This is a genomic window from Streptomyces sp. NBC_01216, from assembly GCF_035994945.1.
GTDB lineage: Bacteria > Actinomycetota > Actinomycetes > Streptomycetales > Streptomycetaceae > Streptomyces.
Map to the genome: position 1 here is coordinate 5,226,401 of NZ_CP108677.1, position 20,454 is coordinate 5,246,854.

General features: G+C 70.2%; 18 protein-coding genes, 1 tRNA gene and 1 pseudogene. 14 read left to right on the forward strand and 6 right to left on the reverse strand.

What is annotated here, in order from left to right; genetic code table 11:
• Positions 1-273: 273 nt before the first annotated feature.
• Positions 274-3,006 (reverse strand): pyruvate dehydrogenase (acetyl-transferring), homodimeric type, encoded by a 2,733-nt coding sequence (gene aceE, locus OG393_RS23380; protein ID WP_327376651.1) that lies wholly within the window; start codon positions 3,004-3,006, stop codon positions 274-276.
• A gap of 400 nt (positions 3,007-3,406) precedes the next feature.
• On the opposite strand from aceE, the gene OG393_RS23385 reads away from it, so the two are divergent.
• The 6 genes from OG393_RS23385 to OG393_RS23410 all read left to right on the forward strand — a co-directional run bounded on the left by OG393_RS23385 (position 3,407) and on the right by OG393_RS23410 (position 7,837).
• Positions 3,407-3,829, forward strand: coding sequence for a DUF3052 domain-containing protein (locus OG393_RS23385; protein ID WP_327376652.1), 423 nt, complete (start codon positions 3,407-3,409; stop codon positions 3,827-3,829).
• A 99-nt stretch (positions 3,830-3,928) separates the two neighbouring features.
• Complete coding sequence (locus OG393_RS23390) at positions 3,929-4,387, forward strand: peroxiredoxin (RefSeq protein WP_327376653.1); 459 nt, start codon at positions 3,929-3,931, stop codon at positions 4,385-4,387.
• A gap of 128 nt (positions 4,388-4,515) precedes the next feature.
• Positions 4,516-5,091, forward strand: a complete 576-nt coding sequence (locus OG393_RS23395; protein WP_327376654.1) for a TerD family protein — start codon at positions 4,516-4,518, stop codon at positions 5,089-5,091.
• Positions 5,092-5,232: 141 nt separating this feature from the next.
• Positions 5,233-5,808: a TerD family protein gene (locus tag OG393_RS23400; RefSeq protein WP_327376655.1), complete on the forward strand. Its 576-nt coding sequence runs from the start codon at positions 5,233-5,235 to the stop codon at positions 5,806-5,808.
• Between the two features lie 29 nt (positions 5,809-5,837).
• A complete protein-coding gene (locus OG393_RS23405) occupies positions 5,838-6,986 on the forward strand; it encodes a DUF475 domain-containing protein (protein WP_327376656.1) in 1,149 nt (382 codons plus the stop codon).
• 113 nt (positions 6,987-7,099) lie between these two features.
• Complete coding sequence (locus OG393_RS23410; RefSeq protein ID WP_327376657.1) at positions 7,100-7,837, forward strand: TerD family protein; 738 nt, start codon at positions 7,100-7,102, stop codon at positions 7,835-7,837.
• Positions 7,838-7,846: 9 nt separating this feature from the next.
• On the opposite strand, the gene OG393_RS23415 is transcribed toward OG393_RS23410, so the two are convergent.
• The gene (locus OG393_RS23415) at positions 7,847-8,611 is read right to left on the reverse strand and encodes a TerD family protein (protein ID WP_327376658.1); all 765 of its coding nucleotides are present in this window, start codon (positions 8,609-8,611) and stop codon (positions 7,847-7,849) included.
• Positions 8,612-8,790: 179 nt separating this feature from the next.
• On the opposite strand from OG393_RS23415, the gene OG393_RS23420 reads away from it, so the two are divergent.
• Genes OG393_RS23420 through OG393_RS23430 form a run of 3 tightly spaced genes read left to right on the forward strand, consistent with a single transcriptional unit; the run spans position 8,791 to position 13,328 of the window.
• Entirely contained in the window at positions 8,791-9,966 is a 1,176-nt protein-coding gene (locus OG393_RS23420; RefSeq protein ID WP_327376659.1) for an HpcH/HpaI aldolase/citrate lyase family protein, read from the forward strand.
• Between the two features lie 18 nt (positions 9,967-9,984).
• Entirely contained in the window at positions 9,985-12,450 is a 2,466-nt protein-coding gene (locus tag OG393_RS23425; RefSeq protein WP_327376660.1) for a phosphoribosyltransferase, read from the forward strand.
• Positions 12,451-12,458: 8 nt separating this feature from the next.
• Positions 12,459-13,328 carry an HAD family hydrolase gene (locus OG393_RS23430; RefSeq protein WP_327378517.1) on the forward strand — a complete coding sequence of 290 codons (870 nt, stop codon included), beginning with the start codon at positions 12,459-12,461 and terminating at the stop codon, positions 13,326-13,328.
• Between the two features lie 231 nt (positions 13,329-13,559).
• Here the strand turns inward: OG393_RS23430 and OG393_RS23435 are convergent, their stop codons facing one another.
• The 3 genes from OG393_RS23435 to OG393_RS23445 all read right to left on the reverse strand — a co-directional run bounded on the left by OG393_RS23435 (position 13,560) and on the right by OG393_RS23445 (position 16,253).
• A complete protein-coding gene (locus OG393_RS23435) occupies positions 13,560-13,775 on the reverse strand; it encodes an FmdB family zinc ribbon protein (protein ID WP_327376661.1) in 216 nt (71 codons plus the stop codon).
• A gap of 229 nt (positions 13,776-14,004) precedes the next feature.
• Positions 14,005-15,306: a hypothetical protein gene (locus tag OG393_RS23440; protein ID WP_327376662.1), complete on the reverse strand. Its 1,302-nt coding sequence runs from the start codon at positions 15,304-15,306 to the stop codon at positions 14,005-14,007.
• Positions 15,307-15,485: 179 nt separating this feature from the next.
• The gene (locus OG393_RS23445; protein ID WP_327376663.1) at positions 15,486-16,253 is read right to left on the reverse strand and encodes a DUF4097 family beta strand repeat-containing protein; all 768 of its coding nucleotides are present in this window, start codon (positions 16,251-16,253) and stop codon (positions 15,486-15,488) included.
• A 175-nt stretch (positions 16,254-16,428) separates the two neighbouring features.
• On the opposite strand from OG393_RS23445, the gene OG393_RS23450 reads away from it, so the two are divergent.
• The 5 genes and pseudogenes from OG393_RS23450 (at position 16,429) to OG393_RS23470 (ending at position 19,362) form a co-directional block, all read left to right on the forward strand.
• Positions 16,429-16,503 (forward strand) — tRNA-Val (locus tag OG393_RS23450).
• A 150-nt stretch (positions 16,504-16,653) separates the two neighbouring features.
• A pseudogene (locus OG393_RS23455) lies at positions 16,654-17,134 on the forward strand (transposase family protein); the annotation flags it as partial.
• 76 nt (positions 17,135-17,210) lie between these two features.
• Positions 17,211-17,618: a hypothetical protein gene (locus tag OG393_RS23460; RefSeq protein WP_327376664.1), complete on the forward strand. Its 408-nt coding sequence runs from the start codon at positions 17,211-17,213 to the stop codon at positions 17,616-17,618.
• A 94-nt stretch (positions 17,619-17,712) separates the two neighbouring features.
• Positions 17,713-18,003: an Imm32 family immunity protein gene (locus tag OG393_RS23465; protein ID WP_327376665.1), complete on the forward strand. Its 291-nt coding sequence runs from the start codon at positions 17,713-17,715 to the stop codon at positions 18,001-18,003.
• Positions 18,004-18,798: 795 nt separating this feature from the next.
• Complete coding sequence (locus tag OG393_RS23470; RefSeq protein WP_327376666.1) at positions 18,799-19,362, forward strand: flavoprotein; 564 nt, start codon at positions 18,799-18,801, stop codon at positions 19,360-19,362.
• A 118-nt stretch (positions 19,363-19,480) separates the two neighbouring features.
• Here OG393_RS23470 and OG393_RS23475 read toward each other — a convergent pair whose 3' ends face one another.
• Positions 19,481-19,993 (reverse strand): hypothetical protein, encoded by a 513-nt coding sequence (locus tag OG393_RS23475; protein WP_327376667.1) that lies wholly within the window; start codon positions 19,991-19,993, stop codon positions 19,481-19,483.
• Positions 19,994-20,454: the final 461 nt, after the last annotated feature.

The window sequence follows — 20,454 nt, forward strand, 5'->3', positions numbered from 1 at the left end:
GCACCGTGCCTCACCGTAGGGACGGGCGCCGTCCGACCGTACGGGCCGTCTCCCGGGGACCGTGGCCCGAACCGGGCCACTTCACGGCGTGGCCGAAATCACCCTCCCGCGCCGGACGAGAGGGTGACGCGTCCGCGCCATGTCACCTTCGGGTGTCTCCGGACGCCGCCCCTGCCGGACGCGGCGGCGTCCATCGGGTCACCGGTGCCGCATCAGGCGCCGGTCGCCTGTGGCCGGGCGTCGCGACGCCCGGCACGGCGACTCGTGGTGCCTCTAGGCGTCGCCGCCGGCGGCACCGGGTTCCGCCGCTGCCACGTCCAGCAGCTGGTAGCGGTCCACGGCCTGCTTCAGGACCGAACGGTCGACCTTGCCGTCCCTGGCGAGCTCGGTGAGCACCGCCAGCACGATCGACTGGGCGTCGATGTGGAAGTAGCGGCGGGCCGCGCCACGCGTGTCCGCGAAACCGAACCCGTCCGCGCCCAGCGAGGTGTAGGAGCCGGGGACCCAGCGGGAGATCTGGTCCGGCACCGAGCGCATCCAGTCCGAGACGGCCACGAAGGGCCCCTGCGCGGCGGACAGCTTCCGGGTCACGTACGGGACGCGCTGCTCCTCGTCGGGGTGGAGCAGGTTGTGCCGGTCGACCTCCACGGCCTCGCGACGCAGCTCGTTCCAGGACGTGGCGGACCAGACGTCGGCCCGTACGTTCCACTCCTCGGCGAGGATCCGCTGCGCCTCGATCGCCCACGGCACTCCGACACCGGAGGCCATGATCTGAGCCGGGATCGTGCCCGCCTCACCGCGCCGGAAGAGGTGGATGCCCTTGAGGATGCCCTCGACGTCCACGTTCTCCGGCTCGGCCGGGTGCTGGATCGGCTCGTTGTAGACGGTCAGGTAGTAGAAGACGTCCTCGGCGTCGGGGCCGTACATCCTCCGCAGGCCGTCCTGGACGATGTGCGCGATCTCGAAGCCGAAGGCCGGGTCGTAGGCGACGCAGGCCGGGTTGGTCGAGGCAAGCAGCTGGGAGTGGCCGTCCGCGTGCTGCAGGCCCTCCCCGGTCAGGGTCGTGCGACCGGCCGTCGCGCCGAGGACGAAGCCGCGGGCGAGCTGGTCGGCCATCTGCCAGAACTGGTCGCCGGTCCGCTGGAAGCCGAACATCGAGTAGAAGACGTAGACCGGGATCAGAGGCTCGCCGTGGGTGGCGTACGCCGATCCGGCGGCGATCAGCGAGGCGGTGCAGCCCGCCTCGGAGATGCCGTCGTGCAGCATCTGGCCGGTCGGGGACTCCTTGTACGCCAGGAGCAGCTCGCGGTCCACGGCCTCGTACTGCTGCCCGAGCGGGTTGTAGATCTTGGCGCTCGGGAAGAACGCGTCCATGCCGAAGGTGCGGTACTCGTCGGGGGCGATCAGCACGAAGCGCTTGCCGATCTCCTTGTCCCGCATGAGGTCCTTCAGGATGCGGACGAAGGCCATCGTGGTGGCGATCGACTGCTGGCCCGAACCCTTCTTGGCCGCCGCGTAGGTCTTGTCCTCGGGCAGGGCCAGGGGCTTCGCCCGGACGACCCGGGTGGGGACGTACCCGCCGAGCGCCTTGCGGCGGTCGTGCATGTACTGGATCTCCTCGGAGTTCCGCCCCGGGTGGTAGTACGGCGGGTAGCCCTCGTCCAGCTGCTTGTCCGTGATCGGGATGTGCAGCCGGTCGCGGAAGCGCTTGAGGTCGTCGACCGTCAGCTTCTTCATCTGGTGGGTCGCGTTGCGTCCCTCGAAGTTCGGGCCGAGCGTCCAGCCCTTGACCGTCTGGGCGAGGACCACGGTCGGCTGGCCCTTGTGGGCCTTGGCCGCCGCGAAGGCCGCGAAGATCTTCCGGTGGTCGTGGCCGCCACGGCCCAGGTGCAGGATCTGGTGGTCCGACATGTTCTCGACCATCGACCGCAGCCGCTGGTCGTCGCCGAAGAAGTGTTCGCGGATGTAGGCGCCGGTCTCCGTCGCGTACGTCTGGAACTGGCCGTCCGGGGTGGAGTTGAGCTTGTTCACCAGGATGCCGTCGCGGTCCTGCGCGAGCAGCGGGTCCCAGGTGCGGTCCCAGACCAGTTTGATGACGTTCCAGCCGGCGCCCCGGAACTGCGATTCGAGCTCCTGGATGATCTTGCCGTTGCCGCGCACCGGGCCGTCGAGCCGCTGCAGGTTGCAGTTGACGACGAAGGTCAGGTTGTCCAGGCCCTCGCGGGCGGCGATGGACAGCTGGCCGAGCGACTCCGGCTCGTCCATCTCGCCGTCGCCGAGGAATGCCCAGACGTGCGACGCGGAGGTGTCGGCGATGCCGCGCGCCTCCATGTAGCGGTTCATCCGGGCCTGGTAGATCGCGCCGAGGGGGCCCAGGCCCATGGAGACGGTCGGGAACTCCCAGAAGTCCGGCATCAGCCGCGGGTGCGGGTAGGAGGAGAGGCCGTTCGGGTACTTCGACTTCTCCTGGCGGAAGGCGTCGAGCTGTGTCTCGTTCAGCCGGTCGAGGAGGTAGGCGCGGGCGTAGATGCCGGGGGAGGCATGGCCCTGGAAGAAGATCTGGTCCCCGCCGTCGCCCTCGTCCTTGCCGCGGAAGAAGTGGTTGAAGCCGACGTCGTACAGCGACGCGGAGGAGGCGAAGGTGGCGATGTGGCCGCCGACCCCGATCCCCGGACGCTGGGCCCGCGAGACCATCACGGCCGCGTTCCAGCGGGTCGCGTTGAGGATCTTGCGCTCGATCTCCTCGTTGCCGGGGAAGAAGGGCTCGTCCCGGGTGGCGATCGTGTTCACGTAGTCCGTGCTGCGCATCTCGGGCACGGCGACGCGCTTCTCGCGTGCCCGCTCGATCAGGCGGAGCATCAGGTAGCGGGCCCGCTCCCGGCCGCGCTCGTCGACGGCGGCGTCCAGGGAGTCGAGCCATTCCCGGGTCTCTTCGGGATCGAAGTCCGGGACCTGGCTGGGAAGGCCGCCAATGATGATCGGGTTGCGATCGGATCCGGAAGCCACGCTGTTCCTTCGCTGTTCGGTGGAGCCCACGGGGAGGCCGGGAAGTCCATCGTGTACCCCGGCGGTGTCAGACGTCATCTTTACCGGGGGGTAACCCTCGTGGGGCGCCCGGTGGGGTCAAATCGCAACCTTACGCCCAAGCCGCGCATGCGTTTCGTCCGACTGTTCGGCAGACTGAAGCCGCACAAGAGAGCAAATCAGGGCGAAGAGTGTGTGCCGCGTCACGGAGTGGAGTGGAACAGGACCGGAAGTTGCGGCGAGACGGCCCCAAACGTCACCGTTTCGGCGGTCTCGACGGCCGGGTACTTGCGCGATCCGCCCAGCCCGTGTGGACTACGGCCAGCGCCGCGCGTACGCGCGTGGCCCAAGCATTTTCCGATACATGATCAGGAGGCAAGCCGTGAGCGCGACCGCGGACCACGCGGAGGAGCGGACCAACCCGGCAGCGAGGCTGGGGTTCGAGCCCGGACAGGTGGTCCAGGAGATCGGTTACGACGAAGACGTCGACTTCGATCTCCGAGAAGGCATCGAGTCCATCATCGGGTCGGATCTTGTGGACGAGGAATACGACGACGTCGCCGACGCCGTCGTGCTCTGGTTCCGTGACGAGGACGGAGACCTCACCGATGCCCTGGTGGACACCATCGGTCTTCTGGAGGACGGCGGCGTGATCTGGCTGCTGACACCGAAGACGGGCCGCGACGGCTACATCGAGCCGAGCGACATCAGCGATGCCGCGCAGACCGCCGGTCTCTCCCAGACCAAGAGCGTCAGTGTCGCCAAGGACTGGGCGGGCAGCCGCCTGGTGGCGCCCAAGCGCTGATCCCCCATGCAGCAGGAACCCCCGCCGGCCCCGCCTGCGGGGGTTCCTTGCGTAGGCTGGCCCTCACCTGTTCGGTCCAGTGAAGGGAACCCGTACGTCATGGCGATCGAGGTCGGCATCAAGGCCCCTGAGTTCGAGCTCAAGGACAACCACGGCCGCACCGTGAGGCTCTCCGACTACCGGGGCGAGAAGAACGTCGTGCTGCTCTTCTACCCCTTCGCCTTCACCGGCGTGTGCACCGGCGAGCTGTGCGAGCTGCGCGACAACCTGCCGAAGTTCGTCAACGACGACACCCAGCTGCTCGCCGTCTCCAACGACTCCATCCACACCCTGCGCGTCTTCGCCGAGCAGGAGGGCCTGGAGTACCCGCTGCTCTCCGATTTCTGGAAGCACGGCGACGCCTCCCGCGCCTACGGCGTCTTCGACGAGGAGAAGGGCTGCGCCGTGCGCGGCACCTTCATCATCGACAAGGAGGGCGTCGTCCGCTGGACCGTCGTCAACGCCCTGCCGGACGCCCGCGACCTGGGCGAGTACCTCAAGGCGCTCGACGTCCTCTGAACCCGACACTCGCGGGACACCGGGGTGAATCGCCTGTTCAGGCCGGGAACCCGTCACTAGGATCCAGACGTTGATCCGATGCCAACGCACGACGGGGGCGCTGCCCCTGGAAACCAATGGAGGGACTCGTGGGAGTCAGCCTCAGCAAGGGCGGCAACGTCTCGCTGACCAAGGAGGCCCCTGGCCTGACCGCCGTGACCGTCGGTCTGGGCTGGGACGTCCGCACCACCACCGGGACGGACTTCGATCTCGACGCCAGCGCCATTCTGGTCAGCGCGGAGGGCAAGGTCCGCAACGACCAGGACTTCGTGTTCTTCAACAACCTGAAGAGCGCCGACGGCTCGGTCGAGCACACCGGTGACAACCTCACGGGCGAGGGCGAGGGCGACGACGAGCAGGTCAAGGTCAACCTGGCCGGTGTCCCCGCGGACGTCGCCAAGATCGTCTTCCCGGTGTCCATCTACGACGCCGAGAACCGCCAGCAGTCCTTCGGGCAGGTCCGCAACGCGTTCATTCGCGTCGTGAACCAGGCCGGCGGCACGGAGATCGCCCGCTACGACCTCTCCGAGGACGCCTCGACCGAGACCGCCATGGTCTTCGGTGAGCTGTACCGCAACGGTGCCGAGTGGAAGTTCCGCGCCGTGGGCCAGGGATACGCCTCGGGGCTCCGCGGTATCGCGCAGGACTTCGGCGTCAACGTCTGAGTCACGCTCGACCTCGTCCGGCGCCGCACGCTCCGTGCGGCGCCGGACGTGCCTCATCAGCCGTACGCGCGTGGCCCGCCGGGCCGTGAGGACGCGGTACGGCTTCGCACGCAGCAGTTCTCACCGGGGAGGAACCACATCATGGGCGTCACGCTCGCCAAGGGAGGCAACGTCTCCCTCTCCAAGGCCGCACCCAACCTGACCCAGGTGCTGGTCGGTCTGGGCTGGGACGCGCGCTCCACCACCGGCGCGCCCTTCGACCTGGACGCCAGCGCGCTGCTGTGTCAGGCGGGCCGGGTGCTCGGGGACGAGTTCTTCGTCTTCTACAACAACCTCAAGAGCCCCGAGGGCTCCGTCGAACACACCGGCGACAACCTCACCGGTGAGGGTGAAGGCGACGACGAGTCGCTCATCGTGGACCTCGGCCGGGTGCCGGCCCACTGCGACAAGATCATTTTTCCGGTCTCGATCCACGATGCCGACAACCGCGGCCAGGCATTCGGTCAGGTCGCCAACGCTTTCATTCGCGTGGTGAATCAGGCGGACGGTCAGGAACTCGCCCGCTACGACCTCTCCGAGGACGCCTCCACAGAGACCGCGATGATCTTCGGCGAGCTGTACCGGTACGGGGGCGAATGGAAGTTCCGTGCGGTAGGGCAGGGGTACGCGTCCGGGCTTCGGGGCATCGCTCTAGACTTCGGGGTCAACGTTTCGTAAAACCGCGTACTTACACGATGGGGTAGACAGTGGTTCTGAAAACCTTCGGCTGGTCGTTCGCCATTACGGCGCTCGGCCTGGTCGCAGCGGTGCTCTACGGGGGGTGGGAAGCGTTCGGGATCGTGGCGATCCTCTGCGTCCTCGAGATCTCGCTGTCCTTCGACAACGCGGTGGTCAACGCCGGAATCCTGAAGAAGATGAACGCCTTCTGGCAAAGGATCTTCCTCACGATCGGTGTGCTCATCGCCGTCTTCGGCATGCGGCTGGTCTTCCCCGTCGTGATCGTCGCCGTCAGCGCCAAGATCGGGCCCGTCGAGGCCGTCGATCTCGCCCTCAACGACGCGGACCGCTATCAGGAGCTCGTGACCGACGCCCATCCGTCGATCGCGGCCTTCGGCGGCATGTTCCTGTTGATGATCTTCCTCGACTTCATTTTCGAGGACCGTGACATCCAGTGGCTGCGCTGGATCGAGCGCCCGCTCGCCAAGCTCGGCAAGGTCGACATGCTGTCGGTCTGCATCGCCCTGATCGTCCTGCTGATCAGCGCGATGACCTTCGCGACCCACGCGCACCAGCATGGCGGCACGCAGGTGGACAAGGCGCAGACGGTCCTCATCTCCGGCATCGCGGGCCTCATCACCTACCTCGTCGTCGGTGGTCTCTCCGGCTACTTCGAGAACAAACTGGAGGAGGAAGAGGAACGCGAGCACGAGGCCGAGGAGGAAGCCAAGCGCGCCGGCAAGAAGGTCTCCGTCGTGCAGCTGGCCGGCAAGGCCGCCTTCTTCATGTTCCTCTACCTCGAGGTCCTCGACGCGTCGTTCTCCTTCGACGGCGTCATCGGCGCCTTCGCCATCACCAACGACATCGTCCTCATGGCGCTCGGCCTGGGCGTCGGCGCCATGTACGTCCGTTCGCTCACGGTCTACCTCGTGCGCCAGGGCACCCTGGACGACTACGTCTACCTGGAGCACGGCGCCCACTACGCCATCGGCGCGCTCGCCGTGATCCTCATGGTCACCATCCAGTACGAGATCCCCGAGGTCATCACCGGCCTCGTCGGTGTCGCGCTGATCGCCTGGTCCTTCTGGTCCTCCGTCCGCCGCAACCGGGCCCTCGCGGCCGACGAGGGGGAAGCCGACTCCTCGGACGACAAGACCCAGGTGCCGTCCGGGGTGTGACACCCCGGACAATGAGGAACGCTTCACAGCGGGGCGGCCGGTGCACCCGGCCGCCCCGCAGCGTGCCCCCGTCCCGCCGGCGGGGGCCGGCCGACGAGTGGGGGGTGGGAGGCATGGCCTTCTGGGACGGTCTGTTTCCAGGAAGGGCGGCGCAGTTCGACTCGGGCAGCGCCGCGACCAACGCGATCGAACTGACCAGACGCCGCCCGACGGTCTCGCTCACCAAACAGGGCGCGGCCACCGGCAACCTCCGCGTCAACCTCTCCTGGCGGATGCGCACCTCGGACATCGAGGGACGCTCCAGCCAGAGCGGGCGACTCCTGCGCCACCCCTCGAAGCTCTTCAAGCCCGAGGTGGTCCAGGCCCACACCCAGGGCGTCGTCAACGTCGACCTCGACCTCGGCTGCATGTACGAGCTCGCGGACGGCAGCAAGGGCGTCATCCAGCCGCTCGGCAACTTCTTCGGGTCGTTGAACACACCGCCGTACGTCAACCTCAGCGGCGACGACCGGTTCGGCGGGTCGACAGGCGAGACGATCTTCGTCAACCTCGATCACCGGGACGAGATCAGACGGCTGCTGTTCTTCGTCTACATCTATGACCAGACCCCCGCCTTCGACCGCACCCACGCCAAGGTCACGCTCTACCCCAGCAACGGGCCACGCGTCGAGATCGAACTGGAGGAGCGCGCCCCGCAGGCCCGCTCCTGCGCCGTCTTCACCGTGGACAACGTCAAGGACGAGCTGGTCGTCCGCCGCGAGGTGAGGTTCGTCTACGGCTTCCAGGCCGAACTGGACCGGTTGTACGGCTGGGGCCTCCAGTGGGGACGCGGCTACAAGTCGAAGGCATGAACCGTGTTCTTACGGACGGACGAACTGGGGACCCATCGGCGGCAGCCGGAAGTTCGGGTCCGGAGCCGGTGCGGCGGCCGCCGCCGGCTGCGGGTATCCGTACGCGGGGGGCGCGGACGGCCTGGGCGGCACCCCGGCCGGACCCGGCGCGTGCGCCACGGTCGCGTCCGGTTCCGGGACGGACGCGGGAGCCGGGTCCGGCTCCTGAGCCTCCGCCTCCGCCGCCTCGTCGACCGAGATCCCGAAATCGGTGGCGAGCCCCACGAGCCCCGTCGGGTACCCCTGCCCCACCGCGCGGAACTTCCAGCCCTCACCCCGCCGGTACAGCTCGCCGCAGATCACGGCCGTCTCCTCACCCGTCTCCGCCGTCACGTCGAACACGGCGAGCGGGTCCTGACCGGCCGGGACCGCGTCGAACAGCAGAATCCGCAGGTCGGTGACCGAACGGAAGGTGCCGCCGTCCGAGGAGGCGGCGATCACCACCCGGTCGACTGACGGGTCGAGCCCGCCCAGATCGGCCTCCACAGTGTCGGTCAGCCCCTCGGCCACCCGCTTCTTCGGCAGCCGCCGCACCAGCCCCGAGGGATGGCGCGGCTGGTTGTAGAAGACGAAGTCCTCGTCCGAACGCACCCGGCCGTCGGAGCCCAGGAGCAGGGCGGAGGCGTCCACGTCGGGGACCCCGGGGCCCGGGGTCCAACGGAGCACGGCCCGTACGGCCGCGGTGTCGAGAGGGACGTTGGAGCCCTTCAGCATCGCGTGCGTCATGGGCGTCATCCTGCCTCCCCGGCCCGGTCAGGGACAACGCGGGGGTCGCACCGGTCCACGGAGGACTCCGTGTATGCGGACGGGTTACCTGGATTTCATACCTGGAGGGAACTAAGGACACCCACACCTACGTACTATTACCGGCCACACGTCGTCAGGGCCCCACAGAGGTAGTCGGGAGAGTTACATTGCGTCATTTCGGACACATCCCGTCCGCTTCGCGGGCCGGGCTGTTCCACCAGGAGCCGGCCGAGTTCACGGCCGACTCGCCCGCGAGCACCCTCGCCGCCGCCCTCGGCGCCACCCTCTACAGCCCGGCGACCCGGCCACAGCTCGCCGACGACGTACGCAAACAGGCCGCCCGCGGGGTCGTCTCCATGGTCCTGTGCCTGGAGGACTCCATCGCGGACGCCGAGGTCGAGGCCGCCGAGACCAACCTCGTCGAGCAGTTCACCCGGCTCGCCGAAACCGCTCCGGTGGCCCCCCGGGACCTGCCCCTGCTCTTCATGCGGGTCCGCGAGCCCGCCCAGATACCGGACCTCACCGCTCGGCTCGGCGACACCGTCCGTCTGTTGTCCGGCTTCGTCCTGCCCAAGTTCGACGCGCCCCGCGGACGCGCCTTCCTCGACGCGCTCACCGCCGCCGAGAACGCCTCCGGACGACGACTTTTCGCCATGCCCGTCCTCGAATCGCCCGAGCTCCTCCATCTGGAGACCCGTGCCCGGACCCTCACCGGCATCGCGACGCTCGTCAACGAACACCGCGACCGGGTCCTCGCCCTCCGTCTCGGCGTCACCGACTTCTGCTCCGCGTACGGACTGCGCCGCCCGCCCGACATGACCGCCTACGACGTCCAGCTCGTCGCCCACGTCATCGCCGACGTGGTCAACGTCCTCGGCCGCTCCGACGGCACCGGCTTCACGATCACCGGCCCCGTCTGGGAGTACTTCCGCCTCGGCGAGCGCATGTTCAAACCCCAGCTGCGCCGCAGCCCCTTCCTGGAGGGCCGCGCCGAAGACCTGCGCACCGCGCTCATCGAGCACGACCTCGACGGGCTGCTGCGCGAGATCGAACTCGACCGGGCCAACGGCCTGCTCGGCAAGACCTGTATCCACCCCAGTCACGTCGTTCCGGTCCACGCACTCTCCGTGGTCAGCCACGAGGAGTTCAGTGACGCCCAGGACATCCTCCGCCCGGAGCGGGGCGGCGGCGGAGTGCTGCGCTCCGCCTATACGAACAAAATGAATGAAGTGAAGCCGCATCGTGCGTGGGCCGAGCGGACCCTCCTGCGCGCCGAGGTCTTCGGCGTCGCAAGGGAGGACGTCGGCTTCGTCGATCTGCTCACCGCCGGACTGTCCGGCTGACGGAAGGTGAATCAAGACGTGGTCTGGTCGGGAACATGGGTCGCCGAGCGACTCGGCGTCGAACTGGACGGCGACGAGCGGCTCCCGGGCCTGCTGGGCCTCGCACTGCGCCGCAACCCCAGACGAGCCCATCTGCTCGTCTCCAACGTGCTGGGCAAACACGTGCCCCAGCGCCCCGCCGTGGTCCGCGACGCGGGCCACGCCCTGGGCGTACGAGTACGGGAACTGCTCGGAGACCGGGACGCGGCGCGGTCCGTCGTCCTCGGCTACGCGGAGACCGCGACCGGCCTCGGCCACAGCGTCGCCGACGGCCTGGCACTCGCGCCCTACCTCCACTCCACCCGCCGGCCCGTACCCGGCGTCACCCCCGCCGGCGGCTTCGAGGAATCCCACTCGCACGCCACCTCGCACCTGCTGCTCCCCGAGGACCCCGACCTGCTCGCCGGCGACGGACCGCTGATCCTCGTCGACGACGAGTTCTCCACCGGCAACACCGTCGTCAACACCATCCGCGACCTGCACGCCCGCCACCCCCGCGACCGGTACGTGATCGTGGCCCTCGTCGACATGCGCGCCCCCGCCGACCGGGACCGGCTCACCGCCTTCGCCGCCGAGATCGGCGCCCGGGTGGACCTCGTCACCACCGCCGCGGGCACCGTCGCCCTGCCCGAGGGCGTACTGGAGAAGGGCCGGGAACTCGTGGCCCGCCACGAGACCGCCCCCGCCCCCTCCCCGGCCCCCCGCACCACCCCCGTACGCGTCGACCTGGACTGGCCCGTCGGCGTCCCGGACGGCGGCAGGCACGGCTTCACACCCGAGCACCGCACCCGCCTGGAAGCGGCCCTGCCGACCATGGCCGACCAGCTCGCCGACGCCCTCACGGACGCCCCCGGCACCCCGCCCCGCGTCCTCGTCCTCGGCTTCGAAGAGCTGATGTACGCGCCACTGCGCCTCGGCACCGAGCTGGAGCGGGCCGGACACGACGTCGCGTACTCCACGACCACCCGCTCGCCCGTCCTCGCCGTCGACGACCCCGGCTACGCCATACGCACCCGGCTCGTGTTCCCCGCCCACGACACGCCCGCCGACGGCCCCGGCGAGCGCTACGCCTACAACGTCGCCGGCGCCGGTTTCGACGCCGTCGTCGCCGTCGTCGACTCGCCCGCCGACACTCCCGCCCTGCACGCTCCCGACGGCCTGCTGGCCCAGCTCGCGGCGCACGTCCCGCACGTGGTCCTCGCCGTCACCCCCTCGTACGTCCCCGCTCCCGCCACCGAAGCTCCCGAAAGGAGCTCCATGCTGCCCGAGCCCCTCCGCGGCCCCGCCTTCTCCTCGTACGCGCCCGACGAGGTCGGCTGGCTGCTCCAGGACCTGTCGGAGGTGGAGCTGGAGGCCCCGACCGAGGAGCGCGAGGAGGCCGTCCAGAGCGGCGGAGCCCACTACGCCGAGTCGCTGCCCGTCGAGTACCAGCCCAGCGCCCGGTACCAGGAGCTCTTCCAGACCGCCCTGGAGACCTCCGCCGCCCGGATCGCCCGCGCCGTCGGTACCGTCACCGAGACCGTCCTCGCCGAGCACGCCCAGCGTCACCGGCCCGGGAGCGGCCCGCGCCACCCCGTCCTCGTCTCGCTCGCCCGTGCCGGCACCCCGGTCGGCGTCCTGATGCGCCGCTGGGCCCAGGCACGCCACGGCCTGGACCTGCCCCACTACGCCGTCTCCATCGTGCGCGGACGCGGCATCGACACCAACGCGCTGCGCTGGCTCGCCGCCCATCACGACCCCGCCGACGTCGTCTTCGTCGACGGCTGGACCGGCAAGGGCGCCATCACCCGCGAGCTCGCCGAGGCACTACGCGCCCACCACCGGCGCCACGGCGGCCCCGCCTTCCACCCGGAGATCGCGGTCCTCGCCGACCCCGGCTCCTGCGTGCGCACCTACGGAACCCGCGAGGACTTCCTCATCCCGTCCGCCTGCCTCAACTCCACCGTCTCCGGGCTGATATCACGCACCGTCCTGCGCGACGACCTCGTCGGACCCGACGACTACCACGGCGGAAAGTTCTACCGAGAACTCGTCGGCGCCGATGTGTCGAACGACTTCCTGGACGCCGTCACCGAACATTTCGACGAGGTCTCCGCCGCCGTCGACATCGAGGTGAAGGAACTCCTGAGCGCCGACCGGACCCCCACCTGGGAGGGCTGGGCGGCCGTCGAGAGGATCAGCGAGAAGTACGGCATCCACGACGTCAACCTGGTCAAGCCGGGCGTCGGCGAGACCACCCGGGTCCTGCTGCGCCGCGTCCCCTGGAAGATCCTCGCCCAGCGCGGCGCGGACACCGACCTCGCCCACGTACGCCTTCTCGCCGAGCAACGCGGCGTACCGGTCGAGGAGGTCGACCACCTGCCCTACACCTGCGTGGGACTGATCCACCCCCAGTACACGCGGGGTGCGACGGGCACCGACGGGAAGGCGGTGGCCTCCCGGTGAACACCACCATGGTCGCCAGCGACCTCGACCGGACGCTCATCTACTCCGTGGCGGCCCTCGCGCTCGCCATGCCCGACGCCCAGGCACCCCGGCTGCTCACCGTCGAGGTCCACGAGAGCAAGCCGCTCTCCTTCATGACCGAGGACGCCGCCGCGCTCCTGGCGCGGCTGGCCACCGAGACCGTGTTCGTCCCCACCACGACTCGCACCCGCAAGCAGTACCAGCGCATCCGGCTTCCCGGCCCGGCACCCCGGTACGCGATCTGCGCCAACGGCGGGCACATCCTCGTCGACGGCGCCTGCGACCGCGACTGGAACGACGAGGTGGTCCGCCGCCTCGCCGACGAGTGCGCGCCGCTCTCCGAGATCCGCGCCTACCTGACCGCCACCGCGGACCTCTCCTGGGTGCGCAAGCACCGGGTGGCCGAGGACCTCTTCGCCTACCTCGTCGTCGAGCGGGAGCGGCTTCCCGCGGAGTGGCTGGAACGCTTCGGGGAATGGGCCGGCGACCGGGGCTGGACCGTCTCCCTCCAGGGCCGCAAGGTCTACGCGGTACCCAAACCGCTCACCAAGAGCGCCGCGATGCGCGAGGTCGCGCGCCGCACCGGCGCCACCCTCACCCTGGCCGCGGGCGACTCGCTCCTCGACGCCGACCTCCTGAGCGCCGCCGACCGGTCCTGGCGACCGGGCCACGGAGAACTCGCCGACACCCGGTGGACCGCCCCGCACCTCGACGCGCTCACCGAAAGCGGAGTCGCGGCCGGCGAGGAGATCCTCCGCCGCTTCCTGGCGGCGGCCCGCTCCCACCGGTCCCTCGTGCCCCCGCAGACCGTCACCCCGCCGGACGGTACCGGCGCCCCGCTCCCCGACCGGGCCTGACCGTCACCCAGGCAGCCAGGCAGCCAGGCACGGCGCCCGCCGCGTTCCGGGGCGAGCGGGCGCCGCCCTTCCGGCCACCCGCGGGCGCCGAGGGACCGCGGGCCCGGTGCGCCATGCGCCGGCGCCCCGCTCGGCAGCGGAACGCCACGACGGTGGGCCGCGCCACACACCGGCCGAAGCCCCGGCGGACAGCCCGCTCCGCGGTGGGACGCCCGGACCGGGCCTCGGAGATCAGCCGCAGCAGCCACCACCGCAGCAGCCCCCGCCGCCACCGCCGGACGGCGCGGCACCACCCTTCGCGGTGCCGCCGACGGCGACGGCCGAGAGCAGTTTGACGGTGTCGTCGTGCCCCTGCGGGCAGGAGGCGGGAGCGGACGACTCGGCCATCGGCCGGTTCAGTTCGAACGTGTCGCCACAGGTCCGGCAGCGGTATTCATAACGAGGCATGGGCCCAGGCTAGCGGCCGGTGACGGCTGCCACGCCGGTCCGGCGCCAAGCGGACCGTCGACGGCCCACACCACCGCGCCCGCCCCTTCCTCCGCTGCCTCTTCCCCCGTCCCGTCCAAGGTTCCCGTCCCGGCCCACGGGAACAAGGCCCGTGCGGTGGCAGGCCCGGGGGAAGGCGACGGACGGGCGAGGGACCGACGGTGGCGGCCCACGGCGGGCCCGCCTTCGCTCAGGGATGACCGGCGCCCCGGTCCTCCCGGATCTGTTCGACGACGCGGGCGGCGGTCGCGCGGACAGCCTCCAACTCGGTCAGGAAGTGCCAGTAGTCCGGGTGCCGGCCGCTGTCCAGACCCGCTACGGCCCGGTCGAGACGGTCGACGGCGTCGTCGAGAGGGCGGGCATGACGCGGGTCTGGGGTGTTCCGTCCCGCCATGGCGAGACGCTGGGCGTCCCGCACCGCGAACCGCGTGCGGTCGATCTCCCGCTGCGGGTTCCTGGCCACCTCGTCGAGCCGCCGCAGCCGGTCACCGGCGGCGGACACGGCCTCGTCGGTGCTGTTGAGCAGGGCCCGTGCGGTGGCCAGCAGACTCGTGGTGTCCGGCCAACGCTGCTCCGCCCGCGCCGTGGCCGCCTCCCGGAGCTTCTCCTCGGCCTGGCGGACGGTCGTGGCGGCCTGCTCGGGAACGTGCTGCAGGTCCTGCCAGCATGCGGCGGAGAACCGACGCCGTAGCTCCGAGAGCACCGGCTCGACCGCACCGGCCCGAGTGGTGAGGGCCTGCGCACGGGTACGGAGCGAGACCAGGCGCTTGTCGGCCTCGGCGGCCCGCTCGGGCAGCCGTTCGGCCTCGGTGCGGACGGCCTCGGCGTCGCGCAGGACGCGGCCTGCGCGCTCGAGGGTGTCCGCGACACCGTGACGCCCGGCGCCCTCGTTGAGCCGGGTGAGCTCGGGGCCGAGGGTGGCGAGCCGGGCGGCGAGGTCGTCGGCGCGCAGCCCCGACTCCCGTACCGCGTCCAGAGCGGTGCTCGCGCCGCGCAACGCCTGACGGGCCCGCTCGACAGCGGGAGCGAGGCGGGCGAGCTGCGTCTCGGCCCGGTCGAGCAACGGGCCGAGCCCTTGCTCGAAACGGTCAAGTTCGGCCTTGACCCGCACGAGTTCGTCCTTGGCGCGGGTCAGTTCCGTACGGGCCCGTTGTGCGGTCGCCGAGTCCAGTTCGTCCCGGTCGAGGTCGTGGCTGTCGACAGCGGTGATGTAGGCGTGACTGACCTCGTCGATCCGCTGCCCCAGCGCGGCGAAGCCCTCGACGGCGCGCCGGGCGCCAGGCGAGTCGTCGACGGCGGTGATCGTCTCGATGGAGATCCGCAGATCACGCTGAGCGGTGTCGAGTTCGTAGAACGCGGCGGCCGCGGCGTCCTTGGCGGCCTGTGCCTCGGCCCGCTGGCTCTCCCCGCGGCCCCCGAACCAGCGGCGCGTACCGCCGCCCGCGAAGGCGGCGGGCAGCAGGGCGAGACCGATCAGCGGTAGCGCGATCATGAGTCGCGGTCCGCTGAGACCCGCCCCGGCCGGGTCCGCCACCGGGACAGCCCCCGATTCGGCGCTCGTCGCACTGGCCCCCGCGTGAGTCGCCGCCACGTGTTCCTCTCCCGTGCTGTGTCCGCCGCTTCCGGTCCGGGTTCATTCTCCCACCGGGTAAGGACGAACACACGGGCCGGTCAGTTCGCCTCGCGGACGGTGACTCCTCCGTTGTCGTTGCGCGCCGTCACGGCGTGCCCACTGCCCTTCGCGGTCGGGACACCGATCCGCACCGTTCCGTTGTTGCTGTGGCCGTCGACGTCGTACGAGGCACGGGGCAGCGCGATGTCGATGTCGCCGTTCTCTCCGACGACTTCGACCCGACGCGGCACGGCGCTCAGAGCCAGCCGCACGTCGCCGTTGCCGGAGCGCGCGACGACATCGGTCGAGGTGGAGGATTCCCCGACGATGACCCGGCCGTTGTCGCTCCCCAGGTCGAGCGGGCCGGCGGCGCGCCGCACCACCACGTCGCCGTTGTCGGTGCGGACCCTCAGCGAGGTGGCGAACCCGTCGGCCGCCACGTTCCCGTTGTCGTCCCGCACGCTCACGGAGACCCCCCGCGGCACCTCGACCCGGTGGAGCGCCGAACAGGCGGCGGCGAGGGCCTCGCACTTCAGCCGGAGGCTGAGCCGCCCGTCGTCCATCCGCCACGTCGCCTCGGGTCCGTTCCCCAGGAACACCCATCCGTCGACCTGCCGGCTGACGCGGACGTCCTCGACGTCGGCGGGCACGATCTCCAGGTCGGAGTTGTCGGAATCGATGGTGAGGGAGGTCCCCGAGAGGGCGAAGCTCCTGGTCTCCACGGGTGCCCCCGCGGCGTCCGCGGAGCCGCAGCCGCCCACCCCGAGAGCGACCACGACGGCTCCGCCGGCGGCGAGAAGCACACGGACGTGGCGGCGAACTGCCATGACGATCGAACCCCCTGGTGAAGCGCTGACTGTCCCCTCACGGTAGGCGCCCCCCGAGCGCGCCTCGATCCGGCGTCCCACCCTCCAGGGGTGGGGATATCCCCCGGGCCCCGGCCACGCACGATCGGTTTGCGGGACCCACCCGTGGTCCATGTACGCTGTTGCTTCCTTCCACGGGTGCGTAGCTCAGGGGTAGAGCGCTGCTCTTACAAAGCAGATGTCGGCGGTTCGAAACCGTCCGCGCCCACCAGCAGGTAGCACGACAAAGGCCCAGGTCACCGGTACTGAGCCTTTTCCAAGCTGGTTTCGTTGACCGCGAGCTGGACAGTCCTGCGCAACGACGAAGCTCCTGGTAGACGGGTTCTCGACCAAGATCACCCGTGTCTGCCAGGAGCTTCGCGTGCTTGTCTATCCGTCTTCGATCGATCTGTCCAGCCGCACCTTGCGGTTCCTGACCGGGCGGCTGACCGCCAGACGGCAGGACGGCCGGTTTCGGCATCGCGACCGCCTTCCGCTACATACGCGAGGCCGTCGACATCCTGGCCGCTCTGGCCCCGTCCCTGGCCGAGGCGATGAGGACGATCCGGACGAAGGCGTTCGTCATCCTCGACGGCACTCTGCTGCCGATTGACCGCATCGCCGCTGACACCCCCTACTACTCGGGGAAGCACAAGCGCCATGGCATGAACGTCCAGGTCCTCACCGACCCGTTCGGACGGTTGCTCTGGGCCTCGCCGGCGCTGCCCGGATCGACTCACGACCTCACCGCCGCACGACAGCACGGCATCATCGAAGCCCTCACCGAAGCAGGACTCGAATGCTGGGCCGACAAGGCGTATCAAGGCGCCGGCGGACCCGTCCGGGTACCGTTTCGCGGCCGTCGCCTCAAGCGATGGAAGCGCCGCCGAGGATGCACAACCGACATGGGTCGTCAGCGCTCCGGCGTACCTTCTCGGCATGGCGAATAGACCCCCTGAGAACTGGCGTGCCTGGATGGCGGAGGTGGCCCGCGATGTCGAGGCCGGGATCTTGGCGCCCGAGTGTGCCGGGACGGCGGAGATGTACCCCGAGTCCTTGCTGAGGGCGACGGACTCGGCGCTAGAGGCGTTCGAGGCGGAGATGCGGGTGCTCGTGGAGCCTTCTGACGAAGCGCTCTTCGGGGTGATCGAGAAGGTTGTTCTCGCGCTCAATGCTGTCGACGCCGACGCTAGCCACGGTGGCGCCGGCTACTGCACCGAAGAGCGGGAGCAACTGTGCGAGTACATCGATCGCACCTTGGGCGAGCACGGTGTGGACGTGGCCGCTCTGGCGGCGAGGAGGGGCATCAATCGTGCCGAGATCACGGACGCGTGGCGCGACTGGTGACCGCAACCTCCTGAGCTTCCGCCGGCTTGCTGCGTGTGAGGGGCAAGCCCCCCGGGCTCCGGAGACCGGTCCGAGCGGCGGCATCATGGGTTCCATGACTTCCGGATACGGCCCAGCGCCGATCGAGAGCACTCATGTCACGGCCGCCGTTGAGAGCACTGCGCTCCGCTTTTCCTGGGATGCCGATGCCCGAATCGAGGTGCGCAATCTCGGGAGCGAGATCGTCATCGAGGCGAATGCTGCGGGTCTCAGGACGCTTGCCAGGCATCTTCTGGTGTTGGCCGGCGAAGGAGTTCCGGATGGGACCCATCTGCACCTCGATGACGGCAACGGGCTGGAGGAGGGGTCCGCCGGCCTTGTCCTGGAGCGCAGCGACGAAGAGTGACCGTGCTCCTCGCGGTTGTCTCGGGGGCTGACATCCGAACTGGCATCAACTACGGCAGATGACGGCCGTCGTACGCGGTCTGCCGGGGCAGGGGTGACAGCGGCCCGCTGCTGATCGGGGCACGGTGGACGAAGTCACGAGGCAGGTGTCGGTGCCAGGGCCCGTGCCAGAACCGTGCCAGATCGAGCAGTCAGCCACGGTCAATCGGGGTCCGCAGCGGGGCAAGCAAGAGCGGGGCGCCGAGCAGCGCTGTACGCCCGTTGACCAGCCAAGACCGCTCTGTGATCAGCGCCAGGCTTACAAAGCAGATGTCGGCGGTTCGAAACCGTCCGCGCCCACCGGTACGAAGGCCCCGGACCGATCATGGTCCGGGGCCTTTGACATCTACTTCTGACACCAACGGGGACGGTCGATCACGACCGGGCCTCCTCGTGAGCAGCCGGTCCACGCGACTCACGGCCGCGCACCGTGTGGACGTGGCCGCTCTGGCGGTGAGGAGAGCCATCAACCGCGACGAGATCACCGACGCCTGGCGCGACTGGTGACCACGGCTTCCCGTATTTCCCGCGGCGTTCTGTGTGCGAGGACACGTCCCCCGGCTGATGCCAACGACGGCGGATGGCGGCGGTCGCACCCGGGTTGCCGTGTCGGAGAGGGTCCCGGTCCGCGATGCCGCCGGGGTCCGCCACAACGGGTTCTCGCGTCCGGGCCATGCGCGTTCCGGTGCCGACTCCGGGTGGAGCGGGAGTGGTTGGGTGAGAACACGAGGTGATCTGTATGTGATCGGATAGGGCCATGAGCAACCGGACCCTGTATCTGTTCTCCAGCGCCGCACCGCCGTTGTTCGACGTCGCACGCGTCATCGAGGACGCGCAGGCCGACGGCTGGGACGTCTGCCTCGGTCTCACCCCCGCGGCCGCCCGGTGGCTGGAGGGCTCCCTCGACGGCCTCGCCGCGCTCACCGGCCACCCGGTCCGGTGGGAGTACGAGCCGCCCGGCCGGCCGGACCCGTGGCCGCAGGCGGACGCGATCCTCGTCGCGCCGGCCACGTTTGACACGGTGAACGCCTGGGCGCTCGGGCTGACCGACAACTTCGTGGTCGGGGTGGTCGCCGAGGGCATCGGAAAGGGTGTGCCGATGGCGGTGATGCCGTGTGTGAGTGACGCTCACGTGCGGCACCCGCAGTTCGAGAGGTCGTTGGAGATCCTGCAGAGTGCCGGGGTGAGCGTGCTGTACGGCGAGGGCGGGTTCCTGCCGGCCCGGCCCGGCCCGGACGACCCGGCCGCGTACCCGTGGCGGGCGGCGCTGGACGCCGCGCTGAGGCTGCGTGTGCGGCGCCCCGAGCCGGAGGGCGTCTGACCCCGGGGCCGGCGGGCCGACCCCTGCCGGGTACCCGCCCCACGATGTGGGAGCCCGCGCTCGCTCGGGGGCGGGGTGGCGGTGACCTTTCGGTGGATTCCTGCCGAGGGGCTCGCGGTCAGTCGGCCACGCCCAGGTCCTCACGCATGATCCGGCGCATGGCGGTGAGCGCGGGCTCCGCCGCCTTCAGGGCCTCGAGCGCCCGGGCGGCGCTCTCTCCTTCCCTGGAGATGCCGCGGTCGATGCGCTTGGCGGTGGCGTCGACGGCGGCAAGGACGGTGTTCACCTCCCGAGAGGCGCTGAGCACGACCTCGGGGACGATCATCTGGGCCTCGGCGTAGCGGTCCCGGTAGTCGCGCCGTGCCTGCTCGACCTGGGCGCGGTCCTCGTCCGTGTAGACGTCGTCCCGCAGGCGGTGAAGAGCGTCCTTCAACAGGGTGTGGAAGTGGCGGGAGGCGCGATTCATCCCGGTGTACGCGTTGCGCCGCTCCTCGAAGAGCCTTCGCTCGTGTTCGGCCCGGCTCTCCTCGGTCCGCTGGCGTTTCGTCATCCACCTCGTGACCACCGGCGCGAGGAGCGTGCCCAGCACTCCGACGACGGCGGTCACCATGGCGGCGGTCGTGGCACCCATGCGCGTGACCCTAGCGGTGGTCCGTCGCCGTCGGCTCGCTCATGAGGGAGAGAGCGGAGACGGCTGCCCCCCGGGGCCGGCGCGGGTGGACGGCGACGGTGGCGATGTACGGTCGGCCGCGCGGAGGGAGCCCCGCGGCGGTGTCCGCCCGGTATCGCGGTCCACGGTTTTTCCGTGACCTGTCCGGGGAGGTTTCGTACGTGGCTCGGGGAACTCCGGCAGGGCTCCGGGTGTCCCGCCTACCGTCCGCGGGGCCCCGCGATCAGGGGGCGGGGCGCAGCGCCCACGGCATCGGCCGGCTCCCGTGCGAGCCTCGTCCGGGCATGCGTGTGCAGGAGGAGTGGAAGGGTGCCTGTCGCCCAGGATCTCCAGAGCCACCCGTCGGAAGGTCGTGCCCAGCCGTCGGCGGGCACACGCGACGGCCTCGCCGAGCCGTCACGCCACCGGCCCGCGCCTGCGGT

Excerpts from the sequence above, each read along its gene's own strand:
- OG393_RS23390 (WP_327376653.1), top strand. The coding sequence starts at position 3,929 with ATGGCGATCGAGGTCGGCATCAAGGCCCCTGAGTTCGAGCTCAAGGAC.
- OG393_RS23400 (WP_327376655.1), top strand. The coding sequence starts at position 5,233 with ATGGGCGTCACGCTCGCCAAGGGAGGCAACGTCTCCCTCTCCAAGGCC.
- OG393_RS23410 (WP_327376657.1), top strand. The coding sequence starts at position 7,100 with ATGGCCTTCTGGGACGGTCTGTTTCCAGGAAGGGCGGCGCAGTTCGAC.
- OG393_RS23415 (WP_327376658.1), bottom strand. The coding sequence starts at position 8,611 with ATGACGCCCATGACGCACGCGATGCTGAAGGGCTCCAACGTCCCTCTC.
- OG393_RS23430 (WP_327378517.1), top strand. The coding sequence starts at position 12,459 with ATGGTCGCCAGCGACCTCGACCGGACGCTCATCTACTCCGTGGCGGCC.
- OG393_RS23435 (WP_327376661.1), bottom strand. The coding sequence starts at position 13,775 with ATGCCTCGTTATGAATACCGCTGCCGGACCTGTGGCGACACGTTCGAA.
- OG393_RS23440 (WP_327376662.1), bottom strand. The coding sequence starts at position 15,306 with ATGATCGCGCTACCGCTGATCGGTCTCGCCCTGCTGCCCGCCGCCTTC.
- OG393_RS23445 (WP_327376663.1), bottom strand. The coding sequence starts at position 16,253 with ATGGCAGTTCGCCGCCACGTCCGTGTGCTTCTCGCCGCCGGCGGAGCC.
- OG393_RS23460 (WP_327376664.1), top strand. The coding sequence starts at position 17,211 with ATGGCGAATAGACCCCCTGAGAACTGGCGTGCCTGGATGGCGGAGGTG.
- OG393_RS23465 (WP_327376665.1), top strand. The coding sequence starts at position 17,713 with ATGACTTCCGGATACGGCCCAGCGCCGATCGAGAGCACTCATGTCACG.
- OG393_RS23470 (WP_327376666.1), top strand. The coding sequence starts at position 18,799 with ATGAGCAACCGGACCCTGTATCTGTTCTCCAGCGCCGCACCGCCGTTG.
- OG393_RS23475 (WP_327376667.1), bottom strand. The coding sequence starts at position 19,993 with ATGGGTGCCACGACCGCCGCCATGGTGACCGCCGTCGTCGGAGTGCTG.